Raw genomic sequence first — 18,023 nt, forward strand, 5'->3', positions numbered from 1 at the left:
TTGTTCCCTGAAAGCCGCAGACAAGTGCGCGCAATCAGACAGTATCAGCCCGAAGATTTCGTTAACTGTGGAATGGGGCGGTCCGATGCGGACCGCCCGAGAGGCCTTAGTTCAGCAGTCCAGCGTGGACCATGCCGTCGCGGATCGCGGCCTTGGTACCATCAGTCAGGCCCACAAGTGGCGCGCGGACCTCTTCATTGCCCATGCCCAGCAGTGACATGCCATATTTGGCACCGACAAGACCCGGTTCCATAAAGATCGCCTCGTGCAGGGGCATCAGACGGTCCTGATAGGTCAGGGCCGTGGCGTAATCGCCCGCCAGCGTCGCCTCTTGGAATTCAGCGCAAAGCTTGGGTGCTACGTTTGCGGTGACAGAGATGCAGCCAACCCCGCCATGGGCGTTGAACCCCAGCGCGGTTGCGTCTTCGCCCGACAGCTGGATGAAATCCGTGCCACAGCGGCGGCGCTGTTGCGGGACACGGGCCAGATCGCCGGTGGCGTCCTTGACGCCGACGATCATGTCGTGCTTGGACAGTTCGGCCATCGTTTCCACTGACATATCCACCACCGAACGGCCGGGGATGTTGTAGATGATGATCGGCAGGCCGCAATCGGCGGCAGCGGTGAAATGCGCGATCAGACCGGACTGCGTTGGCTTGTTGTAATAGGGCGTGACGACAAGGGCGGCATCCGCCCCTGCGGTCTTTGCCGCTTGTACAAGACGCACGGTTTCGGCGGTGTTGTTCGACCCTGCCCCTGCGATCACTTTCAACCGGCCCGCAGCTTGTGTCACGACGGTTTCAACGACCTGATCATGCTCTGCATGTGTGAGCGTGGGGCTTTCGCCTGTTGTGCCAACCGGGACCAGCCCATGGCTGCCCTGGTCCACGTGCCAGTCCACAAGTTTTTTGAGCGCATCGAAATCCACCTGGCCGTCCGTGAACGGCGTGACGAGGGCGGGCAAAGAGCCTTTGAACATGACGCGCTTCCTTTGGTGATGGGGCGGGATTGCCCCGGTTGATTTCGCGCGGACACTAGACGCCTTTCCGCCGAATGCCAAGAATGTGCGTTGCACCCAAAAGGCCATGCGATACGATCATTTGTGATGTACCCCAACAAGAGCTTTCATATGCTGCGCGGCCTTGTTTTGATGTTGCTTTGTCTGGGCGTGCCAGCCGTGGCGCAAAGCATTCCTCAGATTGACATTGACGCGCTGCGCGCGGCAGACGATGGCCAATATGACGTAGCGGTAGAGCTGACGGGTGATCCCGTGATCCGCGACCTGACGCGCTGGATTCAGTTGCGACAGGGCGACGGGACATTCGGGCAATATGCTGCGTTTCTGGTTGAACGGCCCGATTGGCCGGGCCAGTCAGTGATCCGCGCCCGCGCCGAAGAAGCCTTGCCCAAAGGTACGAACCCAGACCTTGTTGTCGCCTTTTTCAGTGCCGAAGCGCCGCGCACCGGCGAAGGTGCAGTGCGGCTGGCAGAGGCGCTGATTGCCAAGGGCGAGATCACAAAGGCCGATGCCGTGGTGCAGGCTGCGTGGCGCGATCTGCGACTGACCGACAGCGGCCAAAAGGTGATGGTTGCAGGCTTCGCCGATGTGCTGGAACCTGTTCACGCCGACCGCGTGGACCAGTTGCTGTGGCGCTGGCGCACGGATGAGGCCCGGCGGATGATGGATTTGCTGGACGATGATCAACAGGCACTGGCGCAGGCCCGGATTGCCTATATTCGCAGGACCAGCGACATCTCAAACGCAGTTGCTGCGGTGCCAGAGACGTTGAAGGACCATCCGGGCCTTGCCTATGACCGCTACAATTGGCTGGCCGATCAGGGCCGCTGGTCCGAGGCGGTGACAATGTTGCGCGCGCAATCTGTCAGCGCGGAAAAACTGGGCGAGCCGTTCCGCTGGTCTGGCTGGCGGCGGTCGCTGGCGCGCTGGGAAATGCGCGAGGGGCGACCAGAGGTTGCCTATGAACTGGCGTCTCGGCATTTCCTGACTGAGGGGGCGTCTTATGCGGACCTCGAATGGCTTGCGGGCTTTGTGAAGTTGACAGATCTGGATGACGCAACCGCAGCTTTGGCGCATTTCAACGCCGCCCGCGCAGCCGTCGACAGCCCGATTTCCGTGGCGCGCATGGCCTATTGGCAAGGTCGCGCGCATGAAACTTTGGGGGCGGCAGAGGCGGCGGAAACGGCCTATGCCGAAGCGGCGCAACATCAGACGGCGTTCTATGGCCTGCTGGCGGCCGAAAAGCTGGGCCGCACCATGGACCCGGCATTGGCCGCCACCGCCCCTGACTGGGACCCGACGATGATGGATCACGCGCTGGTCAAGGCGGGCTTTGCGCTTCTGGCGGCAGAGGAACGCGGCTTTGCCACGCAGTTCTTTGTGCAGGCCGGGCGGGACTTGCCTGCCACCGATCTTGCCCACGTGGGGGCGGCGTTGCGGGATGCGGACGAAGTCTATTACGCGGTGGCAATGGGCAAGGCGGCGGTCACCCAAGGAAAGATCGTGCCCAGCATCTACTTTCCGCTGCACCCGCTTGCCGAAACGGACTTGAAGGTTGAACCCGCGCTGGCATTGGCGATTGCCCGCCGCGAAAGCGAATTCAACGCGGGCGTCGGCAGCCCGGTAGGCGCGCTGGGGTTGATGCAGCTGATGCCCGCGACTGCAGAAGAGGTCGCAGGGTTCGAAGGCGTGGCCTATAGCCGCCCGCGCCTGACCGGCGATTGGGCCTATAACGCGCGGCTGGGGGATCGGTATCTGGCCGAGTTGACGGCGCAATTCGGACCTTCGGTCGTACACATTGCAGCGGGCTACAACGCTGGGCCAAGTCGCCCGGAAATCTGGATGGATGAACGCGGCGATCCAAGGTTGGGCGATGTCGATGTGGTCGACTGGATCGAGCACATCCCGTTCCGCGAAACCCGCAACTACGTGCAGCGCGTATCGGAATCGATCCCGATCTACCGCGCAAGGCTAAGCGGTGAATCGGCACCAATCCGGTTCACGGCACTTTTGCGCGGGGCAAAGCCTGTCGTCCGCCCGATTGCGCGCGGGCAGGCGCCAGTCCAAGGCGAAAGCGCGGTGACCGAGCAAGCGGTCAGCACATCGGATGCCCCGCCGTTGCGCGCCGTGGCAAGACCCACCCGACCCAGCGGTCCCGCAGCGCCACCGGGCATCCGCCCCATTGCGCGCCCGGGCGAGTGATCAGGCGCTGGCCCGGCTGCGCAGCAGGGTAAAGACGCCGGCAGCTACGACAATCATCGCCCCAATCGCGACGTGCAGTTCCAGCACCTCAGCAAAGACGAAGATGCCGATGGCGCTGCCAAAGACCAGTTGTAGATAGGCAAAGGGTTGAACGGCGCTCGCCTCTGCCACTTCGTAAGTCTTGATCAGCAGCCAGTGTCCCGTCGCACCGGTGACACAAAGGATGCCCATTAACATCCAATCTTGCGTGCTCATCGGTTCCCAGAATCCGATGCCCATGGCCGTGGTCACAAGGCAGCCCACGGTGCCTGTCCAGAAAAAGCTGGTGGCAGTGGTGTCCTTGCGGGCTGCAAAGCGGGTCAGCAGGGAATAAAGCGCAAACATCAGCGCCGAGGTCAGCGCGACAAGCGCATAGGGGCTAAAGACCGCGACGCCGGGTTGCAGGATGATCAGGATGCCGACAAAGCCGATCCCAATCGCGACCCACCGCCGCCAGCCCACGCTTTCACCCAGCACCGGTCCGGACAGGGCCGCGACCAGCAGCGGATAGCTGGCAAAGATCGCGAGGCTTTCGACAAGCCCCAGCAGCACAAAAGCCAACACCATCACGTTAATCTCGAGCGCCAGAAGAACGCCGCGAAACGCCTGAAGGACGGGTTGGTCGGTGGTGGCGGCTGCCCGGATTGATCCAGCCTGACGGCGGGCAATCGCAATCACGAAAGCCGCGAAGAACCAATAGCGGATCATCACGATCATCATCACGTTGTAGGTCTCTGCCAAATGCCGCGAAAGTCCGTCCTGTGTGGCAAAGATCAGCATGGTCAGCGACATCAGCGCGATGCCAAGGCGGGTATTGGACTGCATCAGCCGCGCCGCGCCGTGGTCATGTGCCGCTTGCGGCCAAAGCCGGGGATGCGGGCCACGACAAAGCCCGCGTCGGTCAGCGCCTGCCGCACATGACCGGCTGCCGAATAGGTGGCAGCAGAGCCGCCAGGGGCCGAGTGCGCGTGGACCTGCGCCAGCAGTTCGGGTTCCCAAAGCGCCGGGTTTTTGGCGGGCGAAAAGCCATCGAGGAACCACGCGTCGGCGCGGCCGTCCCAGGCAGGCAAGCTCCGACGCGCGTCGCCGGTGATCACGTTGAGCGTCAGGCTGTCGGTCAACTGTGTGGGCCCAGCATCGGGGGACCATTTCGACAAGAGTGTTTCGGTCAAAGGCGCGACCTCTGGGAATGCGGCCAGTGCGCGGGCCATGTCTGCGGTGGCCATCGGGAAAGCCTCAAAACTGGTAAAGGTCAGTTGCCCGGTCGCGCCTGCGGCATCCCATGCGGCCCATGTGGTTAAAAGGTTGAGGCCGGTGCCAAAGCCAAGCTCTGCAATGTGGAAATCGCCGCGAAACCGCGCGGGCAGGTCGTTGCCTGCCAGAAACACGTGTCGGGTTTCCTCTAACCCGCCGGAGAGCGAATAGTAAGGGTCGTCAAATTGGGTGGAGACAGGAACGGCACCGTGATCGGTATCGCGCCAGTCAAGCGTTGCGGTCTGGTCGGTCATGCGGCTTTGCCTTAGGTGTCAGGCAGACTTTGCACGAGGGATGCACCAAATGGCAATCGCGGACGTCACGGTGATGGGGGCAGGCATCTTTGGCCTGTCGGTCGCCTATGCCTGTGTGTTGCGCGGCGCAAAAGTGCGGGTTATCGACCCCGGTGGCGTGGCCGCCGGAGCTTCTGGCGGAGTGGTGGGGGCGCTGGCCCCCCATGTGCCAGAAAACTGGAACCCCAAGAAAGCGTTTCAGCTGGACAGCCTGCTGATGGCAGAGGACTTTTGGGCCGGTGTCGCCACCAAAGCCGGGTTGCCCACGGGCTACGCCAGATCAGGTCGTTTGCAGCCGCTGGCCGATGACCGCGCCGTTGCACATGCGCGCCGACGGGCGATGACAGCGCTGGATCACTGGGGCGATGATGCGACATGGGACGTGATCCCAGCGCAAGGTGCCCCGTGGGAGCCGCATTCGCCCACTGGACTTTTGATTCACGACACGCTGTCGGCGCTGATACATCCGCGACGGGCCACCACCGCGCTGGCAGCAGCTGTGAAGGCGCAGGGCGGAGAGATCGGCGCAGAGGGCGCGACCGAAGGGCAGGTTGTCTGGGCCACAGGCTGGCAAGGGCTGGACGGAGGTCTTGGCAATGGCGTCAAAGGGCAGGCGGCATTGCTGGAATATGATGCGCGGGGCGCGCCGCAACTTTTTGCCGATAGCTTGCATATCATTCCGCACGGCGACGGCACGGTGGCAGTTGGGTCCACGTCAGAGCGTGACTTTGTGGATGCTTGCAGCACCGATGCCACGCTTGAGGATGTGATCACACGTGCCCGCGCGGCGATGCCGGTGCTCGCGGATGCGCCCGTTATTGCGCGGTGGGCTGGGGTTCGCCCGCGCGCCAAAAGCCGCGCGCCGCTCTTGGGGCATCATCCGCTGCACCCCGGTCAGTTCATCGCCAATGGCGGCTTCAAGATCGGGTTTGGCATGGCCCCCAAAGTGGGTGAGGTCATGGCCGATTTGGTGCTTGAGGGGCGCGACACAATCCCGGACGGGTTCAGCGTGGCCTAGCGCGCGCTGGCCTGCATACAAAGCCGCCCATCCGGTCCGCGCACCCAATAGGCACCATCCCTGCCGCAGAGCGTTGCGATTTCATCGACCATGAGCGGGGCCGTGGCGCGGTAAGTGAATTCCGAAAGCGCACTTATCCGCCGCGACGCCTGCCCCATCAGCAGATGTGCCAAGAGCGGCCCGTGCACGATCAGGCCTGAATATCCCTCAACGCCCTGAGCATAGGGCGTGTCATAGTGGATGCGGTGGCCGTTGAAGGTCAGGGCAGAGTATCGAAACAACATCGTGGGATCAAAGCGGATCTCCTCTTCCCAGTCCGCAACCGTTGGGGCCTGCGGCGGGGTAGCGGGTTGTGCATCGCTTTTGGGGCGATAGACGAGTTCCTGATACTCGGTCAGTGCAAGCGTCTGGCGTTGGCGGATGTCATGGCGCAGCCGGACAAAGGCCAATGGGCCGGAGCGTCCTGACTTGCGTGTGATGCTGTCAATGCGGGTGATCTTTTCCGCGCGCACACCGGCCAGCAATGGGCGGTGAAAGGTCAGCTTACCTGCCGCCCACATGCGGCGCAGCGGCCCCACTTCGGGCAATAACGCCCCGGTGGCGGGGTGTCCGTCGCTGCCAAGGGCATCGGGCGGTTGCGGATCCCAAAAGTAGATATGATGCGCAAAGGGCGGCAAGGCATCGCCCGCTTGCAGCGTTGGTGGTGCGCCCAGCGTGGCCTGCAAGGCGCGCGCGCGGGCGGGGTCCATCACGTCGATCAGGGTTTGAACTTGGTCACTGGTCATCCATATGTGGTCGCAGGAAATCTGTGGGGGTGCAAACCATGAAACTGACTGGCCTGGACCATCTGGTGCTGACGGTTGCGGATATCGACGCCACCATCGCGTTCTATTGCGACGTGTTGGGGATGGAGGTCGAGGTGTTTTATCCCGCCGATGGGTCGCGGCGTGTCGCGCTGACCTTTGGGACACAAAAGATCAACTTGCACGCCGCGGCCGCTCCGTTTGAACCCAAAGCAAAAGCGGCAACACCGGGCAGTGCCGATCTTTGCTTTTTGACCGCCACACCGCTGGCGGAGTGGCAGGCGCACCTGGGCGACAGGGTTATCATGGGGCCGGTCGCGCGCACTGGCGCACAGGGACCGATCACATCGCTTTATCTGCGCGACCCGGACGGCAACCTGATCGAGGTTGCCACACAGGATAACGGCTGAGGTTTGTTCAGGTCAGGGCGCGCAGGGCGGTCATCAGGTCCGTCAATGCCTTGATATTCTGTTCATTTATCAGCTTTCCGGCATCGTCGAACTGGCTGCCGCTGGCGGCCACCATCACCTCTGGTCCCTGAAGGATCATTGGGCGGAACGGGGTCATGGCGTGGCGCAGCGCGTATTGCGCGCGTTCGCCGCCCGCACGCCCAGCTGCTGCTGACATGATTGCCACGGGCTTACCCGACCACGGGCTGCCCTTGGTGCGGCTGACCCAATCGAGTGCGTTTTTGAGGCTGCCGGACAAGGATTTGTTGTATTCCGGCGTTGCGATGATCACTGCATCTGCCGTGGCAATTTGGTCTGCAAGGGTCTGGACCGCTGCGGGGATGCCCTCTGCCGTTTCAAGATCTCCGTCATAAAGCGGCAGGCGAATGTCCCCTTCGATAAATGTGTCGGCTGCAAATAGCTTTGCTGCGTTACGCATCAGTTTGGTGTTGGTGCTGTCGGCGCGCAGGCTGCCCGAGAGGCCAAGTAGCGTGGTCATGGTGATGTCCTTTGTCGTTTCAACTTACTTAGCGGCCTTGTGTCTTCTGCCAAGTGGGTTGTCACTGCGCCATGGCTCACCCAATGTGCGGCCATGCAGAGGCAAGAGGTTCGGCACGATGCGGCACGGCGGAAAAATCCTGAGTGATCAGTTGGTGAAACTGGGGGTCCGACGGGTCTTTTCTGTTCCGGGAGAGAGCTTTCTGGCCGCCCTTGACGGGTTGCGTGACAGCGGCATTCAGAATGTGGTCTGCCGCCAAGAGGGTGGGGCCGCGATGATGGCCGAGGCCTATGGCAAAATGACCGGTCAGCCCGGTGTGTGTTTTGTCACGCGGGGGCCGGGGGCCACAAACGCCAGTGCGGGCGTGCATGTTGCGATGCAGGACAGCACGCCGATGCTGCTGTTTGTGGGCCAGATCGACAATCGACAAAACGATCGCGAGACCTTTCAGGAGGTGGACTACCGCGCCATGTTTGGTGGTTTGGCGAAATGGGCAGCACAGGTCGACCAGACAGAGCGTCTGCCGGAGTACATCGCGCGGGCCTGGCGGATGGCCACGTCCGGAAGGCCCGGGCCGGTTGTTCTGGCATTGCCGGAGAATATGCTGAGCGCCAGTGCGGACGTGCCGGATTTTGAAGGCACCATTTTGCCGGACAATGCCAGACAGTTTGAGAGTGCGACACTTTTTTCCGAAACGCTTGACGAGGCGGTTCGGCCCCTGATTGTCGTGGGCGGGCCACATTGGTCGGCGCTGGCCCAGACCCAGTTGCAGAACTATGCGCAAGTAATGGGTGTGCCGGTTGTGACATCATTTCGCAGGCAGGACTATATCGACAACCGCCATGAAAACTTTGCGGGCGCGCTGAATGTGGGCATGGATCCCGCCCTTGCCCAGCGCGTGCGCGACGCGGATTGCTTGCTGTTGTTAGGGACGCGGTTTGGCGACATTCCGACACAAGGTTACGGCCTTGTGGATGTTGGTGGGTCGGGCAAGACGATTATGCATGTTCATGCAGATGCAGCGGAAATCGGTCGGGTCTATGGTGCGACTTACGGTTGGGTGAACCGCGCGGATTATGCCATCGCAGCGCTTTGGCAGGGCGCACAGAAACGCAAAGCGCCCAAGCCGTCGGAATGGTTGAAAGCTGCGCGGCGTGATGCTGAAAAGTGGCAGCAGCCGCAGGAAAGCCCGGGTGCAGTGAAGCAGGAACAGGTGATCAAGTGGCTGTCCGACACTCTGCCGGAAGATGCCATTCTGGCCAGTGGTGCGGGCAATTACGCAGCATGGTTGCATCGCTATTTTTTGCATAAGGGCTATGGCACCCAATTGGCGCCCACCTCTGGCAGTATGGGCTATGGGTTCCCTGCCGCTGTGTCGGCATCGCTGGAGTACCCCGGACGTGATGTGGTGTGTCTGGCCGGAGACGGCTGTTTTCAGATGACCCTGAACGAGATGTCGACGGCCATGCAGCACGGGGCGAAGCCGATTGTGATCGTGATGAACAATGGTCGTTATGGCACCATCCGGATGCATCAGGAAAAGACCTATCCGGGGCGGGTGTCGGGGACGGATTGCGCTTCGCCCGATTACGCAGCCCTTGCGCGGGCCTATGGCGGGCATGGAGAGACGGTGACAGATGGTGCGGAATTCGCGGCGGCCTTTGACCGTGCGCGGGCCAGCGGTGTGCTTGCGGTGATCGAATGCGTGCTGGACCCGGACGTGTTGAGCACCGGGCAGCGCCTGAGTGATCTGTCGCATTGAGCGCGCAAAGCGCGCGCACGATGTTTTGCGCCGCGTTCCGCGTCGCGGTGCCTCCGGCGGGGATTATTCTGGCCAGAAGAAGCTAGGGTCAGGACCCTAGACCACGCGCCACCGGGTTGCGGTGTTTTCCTGCCAGTTTGTGCGGTGCAGCAAGGGTGTGTCGTCCTGGGTTTCGGCGTGGCCGAGGCAGAGATAGGCGGTCAGGGTCCAGTTGGCGGGGGCATTGAGACTGCTTTGCAGCGCAGCTGCGTCGAGGATTGAAACCCATCCAACCCCAATGTTTTCGGCCCGTGCGGCAAGCCAGAGCGTGTGGATTGCGGCAACGGTCGAATAGTTGAGCATCTCGGGCATGGTCTGGCGGCCAAGGCCGTGACCTGCCGCAGGGTCCGTTTCGGTAAAGATGGCAAGGTGAATCGGGGCGTCGCGCAGGCCGGCGAGCTTCAAGCGGTCGTAGGCGGCGCGCCGTTCACTGGTGTAGCGTTTGGCGGCCTTTGTGTTGGCGGCTTCGAAGTTGGCAATCACCGTGTCGCGCAGGGCTGGCGTTTCAACCTGCATGATACGCCAGGGGCGGGCGTTGCCCACAGAAGGGGCCAGATCCATTGCGGATTTCAGGCGGTCCAAGACCGCGGGGTCAACTGGATCGGTGCGGAAGTGGCGGACATCACGTCGCCATTCCAGGATGTCATGCAGCGCGCTGCGATGGGCCTTTGTCAGGATCACGCAGGCGACCAGTTTGCGGCTTGATTGGGCAGGAACGCTTCGATCGCGGCGGTGGCGATGACGATGGTATTGCCGGTCTGGGGGTGAGTGGAGTTCAGCCCGCCTTTGACGGCTGTCACGGTCGCATGACCACGTGGCAGCAGGGCGGCAAGCTTGGCAGTGTCGATTTGATCCGGGTCTTGCACGCCGATGGTGACGGAAATGCGCATCTGTTCGTGCGGGATGTCGAGTACCTCGAACATCGGAATTGAGGAATGCCGCATCGCGTCTTCTATCGCGCGAGAGGCGGCCTTTTGATAATCCATGCCATAGAGGTCATTGCCCATGCCCATTTCGATGATGAAACGCTGATCTGTCATGCGGGCACCATATCGAACGAAACATGGATTGCGACATTGGCGATTACCGTGGGTTTGCCATCCGGGCGGGGGATATCGAGGCCGCCATGGGTGACGTGGAACGTGAATTGGCCGTAGGGAAAAACCTTGGCGAGCGCGGATGTGTCGACCAGATCGGGTTGCTGCACGCCGATTTCAACGTCGATCAGCATGTCGGACTTGGGCCGATCAAAGAGTTCGGCAAGGTTGATCGAATTGTGCCAGAGCGCGTTCTGCAGCGCGCGGGTGGCGGCCTGTGTATAGTCTTGACGGCGCAACGATGTGCCCATGCCAAATTCAGTCAAGAGGCGGTGACGCGGCATCGTCATGCTCCGTGGTAGGGTGAGGTTTTTTGCACGGTGCCATCAGCGCTGCGCAGGGTCTTGACCCCATCGGCGATGGTGACGGTATCGCCATTGTCGGTGTAGGTGCCGACGTCGTGGCCGGAGCGTGTGCCGATCACCAGATAGGTGGCGTCCTTTGTGCTGTCGTTGCGCAGGCAATGGCCGACCGGTGTGCCAGCTTTGAAGGTGGCGACATCGCCGGGGTGCAGGGGTGATTGTTCATCGCCTTCCAGCAAGGTGACGGTGCCCGAGACCATATAGATCATCTCATCCTCGTGAAGGTGCCAATGCGGGCGGGAAGAGGCGCTGCCGGGTGTCAGCGTTTCGGTAAAAGCGCCAAATTGGGTCAACCCGCCGGCGTCCGACCACAGGTGCGCGGTGAAGCTGCCCAGTTCATCCGTGCCGGTTTCAATCCGCGGGTTGGTGATCTTTGGCATGGATCAGAATTCCACGCCAATCTGCGCCTTTACGCCGGACCGGAAGGGGTGTTTGACCAGCTCCATCTCTGTCACCAGATCGGCGATTTCGATCAGGTCGTCGTGGGCGTTGCGGCCCGTCAGCACCACATGGGTCATGTCAGGTTTTTGGGTCGCGAGGAATTCAACCACCTCGGCGATATCGACATAGTCGTAACGGATCGCGATGTTGATTTCGTCCAGCAGGACCAAGTGGTTGGTCTCATCCAGAATGAGTTCCTTGGCTTTGGCCCAAGCGGCCTGGGCCATTTCGGTATCGCGGGTCTTGTCCTGGGTTTCCCAAGTAAAACCTTCACCCATCGTGTGGAAGGCGCAGGTGTCGGAGAATTTGCCCATGATGAGGTCACGTTCGCCGGTGGACATGCCGCCCTTGATGAACTGGACCACAGCGCATTTCATGTCGTGGGCGATGCAGCGGAAGATCATGCCAAAGGCGGCAGAGGATTTGCCTTTGCCCTTACCAGTATGAACGATGATCAGGCCTTTTTTGTCGGTCTTTGTGGCCATGATCTTATCACGGGCGGCCTTTTTCTTGGCCATTTTGGTGGCGTGGCGGTCGGTGTCTTCGGTCATGATGTGATCCCCCTATAGCATGGGTGTAGCGGGTCAGAGGAGAAGGGTAAATGTGATGCTTGTGGGGCGATCAAATCCCGGGTGGGCGGTACGAGCGGTTTCGCGAAATCCCAGTGCGCGGAAGATGGCATGGTTCTCTGTCAACTCGATCCGGGTTTCTAATGTGAGGCTGGTTTTTTGCAAGGCGCGGGCGCGGGTTTTGGCCCATGTGATCAGTTGGCGTGCACGGCCCTGACCACGGGCCGCAGCATCCACGGCGAGCTTTCCCAGATAGAGCGTGTCCGCTTTGGGCGCCAGGATCATGCAGGCATCGGGCAGGGCCCAAAGCTCTGCGTCACGGGCCTGCGCCTTAAGCGCCTTGAGCGTGAGGCGGTGAACCGACGACGGCGGATCTACGCGCCCCTCCATTCCGGCAAAACAGCGGTGAATCAGGGCGTGCATTGCTGGCAGGTCCGGATCATCAGGTGAAATGCGGCGGGGTGTCATTTGGGTGACGTTATGACGCTACGAATTTCAGGTCCAGCATCGGAGTGTGGCCGCTTGGTCGCAGTTTTTGTGGATTTGCGGGCGGATGATCACGAAGGCTTAACCGGGCGGTGCCAGTTTCGCTATGACCGAGGCAACAGCGGGAGAAGCAGCCGCTGACGCCAAGAAGAAAAGAAAGACAAAAAATGCGTATTTTCGTCCTTTGCATGTTTGCCGCCTACGTTGGAACCGCCGCCCTTGCGACGGGTCTTTGACGGGGCCTGCGGGCAAACTATTCCCCTGATCTAAGCTGTGTGACCGGCCTATCCCGCTGCCCAAGAGGGAGTATGGGACATGATGAAGTTTGTGGTTTTGGGGTTATTCCTGAGTTACCTGGGCGTCGCGGCGATGGCAGCTGGCATCTAATCAAGAAGCCCCGCGATACGGGCGCGGGCGGAATTGGATTTTGGAGTCCAAAGGTCGCGGTCGATGGCTTCTTGCAGACGTGCTGCGATATCACGCAGCGCCGGGGCGTTTACCTCGGCGATGAAGTCACGGGTTGTGTCATCGGCAAGATAGGCTTCTTCCACCAGATCAAAGTGATGGTTGCGCACGGCCCCTGTCGTTGCCGCGAAGGCGAACAGGTAGTCGACAGTCGCGGCCATTTCAAACGCGCCTTTGTAGCCGTGGCGTTTGACGCCATCGATCCATTTTGGGTTCACCACGCGGGACCGGACGACGCGGCCAATCTCATCATCCAGCGTGCGGATCACGGGGCGTTCGGGGCGGGAATGGTCGTTGTGGTAGATCGGGCGATCTGTGCCCTGCAGGGTTGAAACCGCCGCCGCTGCACCGCCCTCAAACTGATAATAATCGTCGGAATCGAGGATGTCGTGTTCGCGGTTGTCCTGGTTCTGGACGATTGCTTCTGTTTGTTTCAAGCGGGTTTCAAAGGCTGCGCGGTTCTGGGTTCCCTCTGCGCCGGCGTTGTAGGCGTAAGAGCCCCACTGCAAATAGGCCTCTGCCAGATCGGCCTTGGAGGCCCAGAGCTGTTCGTCGATCATCGCCTGCAGGCCCGCGCCGTAGGCACCGGGTTTGGAGCCGAAAACGCGAGATTGGTTTTCGCCCTGTGCCGCGCGGGCGGCAGCGGGGTTGAGACCGGCGGGTTCATCAAGCGATTGCACTTTGCGGGCGGCGGAATCCACCAGCGCGATGAGCTGCGGGAAGGCGTCGCGGAAGAAGCCGGAGATGCGCAAGGTGACATCAACACGAGGACGGCCGAGGGTGGTGTGCGGGATGACTTCGAACCCCGTGACGCGGCGGTTGGCAGCGTCCCACGTGGGTTTGCATCCCATCAGCGCCAGTGCTTGGGCGATATCATCGCCACCGGTGCGCATATTGGCGGTGCCCCAGGCTGTCAGCAGCAAGCTGCGCGGCCAGTCGCCGTGGTCTTGCAGATGCTTTTCGATCAGCAGATTGGCGGATTTCCAACCAAGCGCCCAAGCGGTGGGGGTGGGCACGGCGCGGCTGTCGACGGAGTAGAAATTTTTGCCGGTGGGCAGGGTGTCAAGACGGCCTCGGGTCGGTGCTCCGGACGGGCCGGGTGGGATGGCACGGCCGTCAAGGGCGGTCAGCAGGTTGCTGCCTTCGTTAATGCCGCATTGGGCGATGGTGGGGATGATATGGGTCTTGATCTCTTGCAGGACGGCGGCGCTCTTCGGTCCCGGTGGTCCCTCATCGCTGGTGACGAGGCGTTGCGCCAGGGATTCGAGCCGTTCGATGGTGTCGCCATTTGTGCGCCATGTGCCGCCAGCGAGGGCCTTAGGTCTTTCGGCGGCGGGGGCGGCCATGTCGCAGTCGAGCGGGTCGAGGGTGAGTTTGAGATCAGCGGCGAGGGCGCGCAGGAGTGAGGCGTTCGCCCCTTTGCCGTCGCCGCGCGGGATGCGCGCGAGTGCAATGGCGAGGTCGGTTTCCTGCTGGCCGGTAGGGGATTGGCCGAAGATGTGCAGGCCATCCCTGATCTGCGCCTCTTTCAGTTCGCACAAGTAAGCGTCGAGTTTTGCAAGATCGGTGTCTTCATCGCCTGTGAAGGCCGCGTCTTTGGCAAGGCCGGTAACATCCGATAGGGACAGGATTTCGCGGCGCAGGTGGTCGATGCGGCGGGGATCGACGCCTGCGGCCTCATAATATTCGTCCACCAGTGCTTCGAGGTCGCGCAAAGGGCCATAGGTTTCGGCGCGGGTCAGCGGCGGTGTGAGGTGATCGACGATGACACCTGCGGCGCGGCGTTTCGCCTGCGTACCTTCGCCGGGGTCGTTGACGATGAAGGGGTAGACATGTGGGGTCGGGCCAAGGGCGATTTCAGGCCAGCTTGCGGCATCCAGCGCCAGCGCCTTGCCGGGCAGCCATTCCAGATTGCCGTGTTTGCCCATGTGGACGATGGCGTCAGCCCCCCAGTCGTGCCGCAGCCAGTGATAGAAGGCGACGTAGTTATGCGGCGGGACAAGGTCGGGAGAATGATAGGTCTCGGTCGGGTCTATGTTGTAGCCGCGCGCGGGTTGCAAACCGACGACCACATTGCCGAACCTGTGGATCGAGAGTTTCAGGCCGGGTTGGGGGACGCTGTCCCCCGGCTGCGCCTCCCCCTGGGATATTTCTGGCCAGAAGAAGGGGTCTTGTTCCGGTGCGCCCCAGTGGTCGGTCAGCTGTTCCTTTGCGGACCATGGCAGATCCGCGAGGTGGGTGAGGTAGGTGTCCAGCGGCATGGTTTCGCCGCCGTCTTTGTCGGCACGGTCAGTGAGCCAGTTGGTGGGTCCAGCCATCATCTGATCCATCAGAGATTGGGCGCTTTTGGGTGGGGTGGTGGTGTAGCCCGCACCGGCCAAGAGGTTCATCACATGAACCGTGGCGGCTGGGGTGTCGAGACCCACCCCATTGGCGAGCCGTCCGTCTTTGTTGGGGTAGTTGGCGAGGATCAGCGCGATTTTGCGGTCCTTGGGGGGCTTGCAGCGCAAAGCGGCCCAGTTTTTGGCCAGTTGCATGACAAAGTCGATGCGATCGCCGACGCCTTGATAGGTGGCGATGGGGCATTGGGTTGCCTCATCAAAGAAAGCTTCCGATTTGAAAGAGACGGCGCGCGACAAGATGCGGCCGTCCACCTCTGGCAGGGCGACGTTCATGGCAATGTCGCGGGCAGAGAGGCCCTGCGGGTTTTCAGCCCATGCGGTTTCTGAGCTGCCGGACAGGATGACTTGGAATACCGGCGCGTCATTGGCGAGAAGAGGGTTGGCCGGGCTGTCATCGCCGTCATGCGGAGAGCCGACCGCGAAGGCGGTGCAGTTGAGAATGACCTCTGGTGGGGCAAGGTCGAAAATCTGTGCAAGCGTGGCAGTTGAAACGGGATCTTTGAGTGAGGCTACGAAAATGGGCAGCGGGTTGAGACCAGCGCGCAACAGAGATTTTGTTAGGCGGTTGATCGGGTTTAGCCCGCCGCCTTGCACAAGCGCACGATAAAAGATGATCGGGACAACGGGGGCGTCGGGGGTCCATGCGGATTGCGCGGTCGTCAGATCGGCGAGACCGCTACCGGGCCAGTAGACACCAGCGCGTAACAGCGGGTTGGCGGCGGCAGGTTTGTCCGCCTTGTTGATGATTGCGTGACAATAGGTGACAAATTGTGTGGCATTTTGCGGACCGCCTTCGACCAGATAGGCCCAAAGCGCATCGTAATCGGCATCAGTGACGGTTGAGAGGCCACGCAAATCGGGGTCTGGTTTGTCATCACCGGGCAGCAGGGCCAGAGGGACGCCAGCGGCGCGCAGGCGTGCGGCATATTGGGTGACGCCATAGGTCCAGTAGCCCATCCCACCAAGGACACGTGCAACCACAAGACGGGATTTGGTGGCGCAATCGTCAAGGTGCAGGTCAACCGACATCGGGTGCTGAAGGTGCATCATATTGGCCAGCCGCAGCGAGGGCGGGCTGTCCATCGCGGCGCGGGCCTCTGCCAGTGCGGCCAGTTCGGTGTCGGCGGCAGAAATGAAAATAACGTCGGCCGGGGTTTGGCCTAGATCGACGGGTTCTTTGCCGTCGTCGATCTGTCCCGGCGTTGCGGCGAGCAGGTGCATCAGTGACGCCCCGGTTTGGGCACGCCGCCCCCTGCGAAGTGGCCCCCACGCGCACGTTTTTGGCCAGAAGCAACAAGCGGCGTCATGTCAGCGGCTTTTCCATGAAGATCGAGGATTTGGCGGCGGAATAGTCGCCGAAGACACCACAATCGACAAAGCCGTGGCGACGGTAGAGCTTGTGGGCGGCATGCAGCACATTGCCGGTTTCAAGTTTGAGGACGGGCAAGGCGTTGGCGCGGGCCTCGTCCTCGATCTGGCGCAGCAAGGCATCGGCAATTCCACGACCGCGCGCCGTTTCTGACACGAACATGGACTTGACCTCGCCGTAAGTGTCTTTCAGTGCGAGCGCCCCGGTTCCAAAGATCGTCTCGCCTTCGCGCGCAATAAAAAAGCGGATATGGTCTGCGGTGAGGTCATTGATGTCGAGATAGAAGTTATCTTCTGGCGGAAAGAGGGATTTCATAAGCGCGTGACTGGCTTGCAGCAGCGCCGTCGCCTGTGGGTCATGGGGATTGCCGGGTTCAACGATGATCATGCTGAAAGCGCAGCGGTGATCGCATCTTGGTCAAGTCCGGCCTCGCCAATCACGACCAGCCGTGTCTGGCGCGGGCCGGTCAGGGGACCATCAAAATAGGTGTCTACGCGCGGACCGACGGCTTGCAGGGTCAGGCGCATGGGCTTGCCTGCGACAGCGGCAAAACCTTTGAGGCGCAGGATGTTATGGGCGCGGATCACTTCTGCCACCTGTTCGGCAAAGGCATTTGCGTCGGTGATTTCGGGGCGAGTGACGACGAAGGATTCAAATTCGTCATGCCCGTGTTCATGTTCATGGTCGTGATGATGATCGTCATGGTGGTCGTCATCGTGGTGGTGATGGTGGTGTACCTCGTGGCGGGCGGCGAGGTCGGTTTCAGCCCCAACGCCCTGACCCAGCAGCACGTCAACGGGCAGCGCACCCATCGCGGCGCGGACAACTTGCACGCCGTTCCGGCTGTCCGATTTGAGCTTTCCTGTCAGGTTGTCGGTTTCGGCGTCGGTCAAAAGGTCGGTCTTGTTGACGACGATCATGTCGGCGCAGGCGATCTGATCTTCAAAAAGCTCTGACAGAGGTGTTTCGTGGTCAAGGTTTTCGTCCGCCGCGCGCTGGGCGTCGATGGCGGCAAGATTGTGGGCAAATTGGCCGTCATTTACGGCCTTGCCGTCAACCACGGTGACAACGCCGTCGACGGTCACTTTTGTCGAAATGCCGGGCCAATTGAAGGCGCGCACCAGCGGTTGCGGCAGGGCGAGGCCAGAGGTTTCAATCACGATGTGGTCGGGTGCGTCTTCGCGGGCGAGCAGCTTTTCCATGGTCGGTATGAAGTCGTCAGCAACAGTGCAGCAGATGCAGCCGTTGGACAGTTCAACCACGTCTTCTTCGCGGCAGGTTTCGTCGCCGCAGCCTTTAAGGATGTCACCATCGACGCCTAGATCACCGAATTCATTGATGATCAGCGCGATGCGGCGACCATTTGCGTTTTGCAGCATGTGGCGAATTAGCGTGGTTTTGCCAGCGCCCAGAAAGCCGGTGACAACGGTAGCGGGGATTTTTGCGGGCATGGTGA

Annotated in this window: 18 protein-coding genes; 4 read left to right on the plus strand and 14 right to left on the minus strand. The window is 61.3% G+C overall.

The window, feature by feature from the left end:
* Positions 1–106 precede the first annotated feature (106 nt).
* On the minus strand, positions 107–979 hold the full coding sequence (gene dapA, locus AB3Y40_RS00285; RefSeq protein ID WP_369436805.1) for a 4-hydroxy-tetrahydrodipicolinate synthase: 873 nt from the start codon (positions 977–979) through the stop codon (positions 107–109).
* 126 nt (positions 980–1,105) lie between these two features.
* Here dapA and AB3Y40_RS00290 point away from each other — a divergent pair, with 126 nt between their 5' ends.
* Positions 1,106–3,220: a lytic transglycosylase domain-containing protein gene (locus AB3Y40_RS00290; protein ID WP_369436806.1), complete on the plus strand. Its 2,115-nt coding sequence runs from the start codon at positions 1,106–1,108 to the stop codon at positions 3,218–3,220.
* On the opposite strand, the gene AB3Y40_RS00295 is transcribed toward AB3Y40_RS00290, so the two are convergent.
* Complete coding sequence (locus AB3Y40_RS00295; RefSeq protein WP_369436807.1) at positions 3,221–4,084, minus strand: DMT family transporter; 864 nt, start codon at positions 4,082–4,084, stop codon at positions 3,221–3,223. It abuts the gene before it with no gap.
* The gene (gene mnmC2 / locus AB3Y40_RS00300) at positions 4,084–4,767 is read right to left on the minus strand and encodes a tRNA (5-methylaminomethyl-2-thiouridine)(34)-methyltransferase MnmC2 (RefSeq protein ID WP_369436808.1); all 684 of its coding nucleotides are present in this window, start codon (positions 4,765–4,767) and stop codon (positions 4,084–4,086) included. The genes AB3Y40_RS00295 and mnmC2 overlap by 1 nt, the downstream gene beginning before the upstream one ends.
* Before the next feature lie 49 nt (positions 4,768–4,816).
* Here mnmC2 and AB3Y40_RS00305 point away from each other — a divergent pair, with 49 nt between their 5' ends.
* Positions 4,817–5,824 (plus strand): NAD(P)/FAD-dependent oxidoreductase, encoded by a 1,008-nt coding sequence (locus tag AB3Y40_RS00305; protein ID WP_369439572.1) that lies wholly within the window; start codon positions 4,817–4,819, stop codon positions 5,822–5,824.
* Here the strand turns inward: AB3Y40_RS00305 and AB3Y40_RS00310 are convergent.
* On the minus strand, positions 5,821–6,609 hold the full coding sequence (locus AB3Y40_RS00310; protein WP_369436809.1) for an HTD2 family dehydratase: 789 nt from the start codon (positions 6,607–6,609) through the stop codon (positions 5,821–5,823). The genes AB3Y40_RS00305 and AB3Y40_RS00310 overlap by 4 nt on opposite strands.
* A 38-nt stretch (positions 6,610–6,647) precedes the next feature.
* Here AB3Y40_RS00310 and AB3Y40_RS00315 point away from each other — a divergent pair, with 38 nt between their 5' ends.
* Positions 6,648–7,037: a VOC family protein gene (locus AB3Y40_RS00315; protein WP_369436810.1), complete on the plus strand. Its 390-nt coding sequence runs from the start codon at positions 6,648–6,650 to the stop codon at positions 7,035–7,037.
* 7 nt (positions 7,038–7,044) lie between these two features.
* Here the strand turns inward: AB3Y40_RS00315 and AB3Y40_RS00320 are convergent, their stop codons facing one another.
* On the minus strand, positions 7,045–7,575 hold the full coding sequence (locus tag AB3Y40_RS00320; protein ID WP_369436811.1) for an NADPH-dependent FMN reductase: 531 nt from the start codon (positions 7,573–7,575) through the stop codon (positions 7,045–7,047).
* 118 nt (positions 7,576–7,693) lie between these two features.
* Between AB3Y40_RS00320 and AB3Y40_RS00325 the strand changes: the two genes are divergently transcribed.
* Positions 7,694–9,337, plus strand: a complete 1,644-nt coding sequence (locus tag AB3Y40_RS00325) for a thiamine pyrophosphate-binding protein (protein ID WP_369436812.1) — start codon at positions 7,694–7,696, stop codon at positions 9,335–9,337.
* A 96-nt stretch (positions 9,338–9,433) separates the two neighbouring features.
* Here AB3Y40_RS00325 and bluB read toward each other — a convergent pair whose 3' ends face one another.
* The 9 genes from bluB to cobW all read right to left on the minus strand — a co-directional run bounded on the left by bluB (position 9,434) and on the right by cobW (position 18,018).
* Positions 9,434–10,057 (minus strand): 5,6-dimethylbenzimidazole synthase, encoded by a 624-nt coding sequence (gene bluB / locus AB3Y40_RS00330; RefSeq protein ID WP_369436813.1) that lies wholly within the window; start codon positions 10,055–10,057, stop codon positions 9,434–9,436.
* Positions 10,054–10,416 (minus strand): Lin0512 family protein, encoded by a 363-nt coding sequence (locus tag AB3Y40_RS00335; protein ID WP_369436814.1) that lies wholly within the window; start codon positions 10,414–10,416, stop codon positions 10,054–10,056. Before AB3Y40_RS00335 ends, bluB begins: the two co-directional genes overlap by 4 nt.
* On the minus strand, positions 10,413–10,757 hold the full coding sequence (locus AB3Y40_RS00340) for a Lin0512 family protein (RefSeq protein WP_369436815.1): 345 nt from the start codon (positions 10,755–10,757) through the stop codon (positions 10,413–10,415). Before AB3Y40_RS00340 ends, AB3Y40_RS00335 begins: the two co-directional genes overlap by 4 nt.
* A 2-nt stretch (positions 10,758–10,759) precedes the next feature.
* A complete protein-coding gene (locus tag AB3Y40_RS00345) occupies positions 10,760–11,215 on the minus strand; it encodes a cupin domain-containing protein (protein ID WP_369436816.1) in 456 nt (151 codons plus the stop codon).
* Positions 11,216–11,218: 3 nt separating this feature from the next.
* Entirely contained in the window at positions 11,219–11,827 is a 609-nt protein-coding gene (cobO, locus tag AB3Y40_RS00350; RefSeq protein ID WP_369436817.1) for a cob(I)yrinic acid a,c-diamide adenosyltransferase, read from the minus strand.
* A gap of 33 nt (positions 11,828–11,860) precedes the next feature.
* Positions 11,861–12,313 carry a GNAT family N-acetyltransferase gene (locus AB3Y40_RS00355; protein ID WP_369436818.1) on the minus strand — a complete coding sequence of 151 codons (453 nt, stop codon included), beginning with the start codon at positions 12,311–12,313 and terminating at the stop codon, positions 11,861–11,863.
* Between the two features lie 401 nt (positions 12,314–12,714).
* Positions 12,715–16,419, minus strand: a complete 3,705-nt coding sequence (cobN, locus tag AB3Y40_RS00360; RefSeq protein WP_369436819.1) for a cobaltochelatase subunit CobN — start codon at positions 16,417–16,419, stop codon at positions 12,715–12,717.
* Positions 16,420–16,501: 82 nt separating this feature from the next.
* Positions 16,502–16,954 (minus strand): GNAT family N-acetyltransferase, encoded by a 453-nt coding sequence (locus AB3Y40_RS00365; RefSeq protein WP_369436820.1) that lies wholly within the window; start codon positions 16,952–16,954, stop codon positions 16,502–16,504.
* Positions 16,951–18,018: a cobalamin biosynthesis protein CobW gene (gene cobW, locus AB3Y40_RS00370; protein ID WP_369436821.1), complete on the minus strand. Its 1,068-nt coding sequence runs from the start codon at positions 18,016–18,018 to the stop codon at positions 16,951–16,953. Before cobW ends, AB3Y40_RS00365 begins: the two co-directional genes overlap by 4 nt.
* Between the last annotated feature and the right edge of the window lie 5 nt (positions 18,019–18,023).

Origin of the sequence: Yoonia sp. R2331, from assembly GCF_041103235.1 — a bacterium.
Lineage (GTDB): Bacteria > Pseudomonadota > Alphaproteobacteria > Rhodobacterales > Rhodobacteraceae > CANMYO01.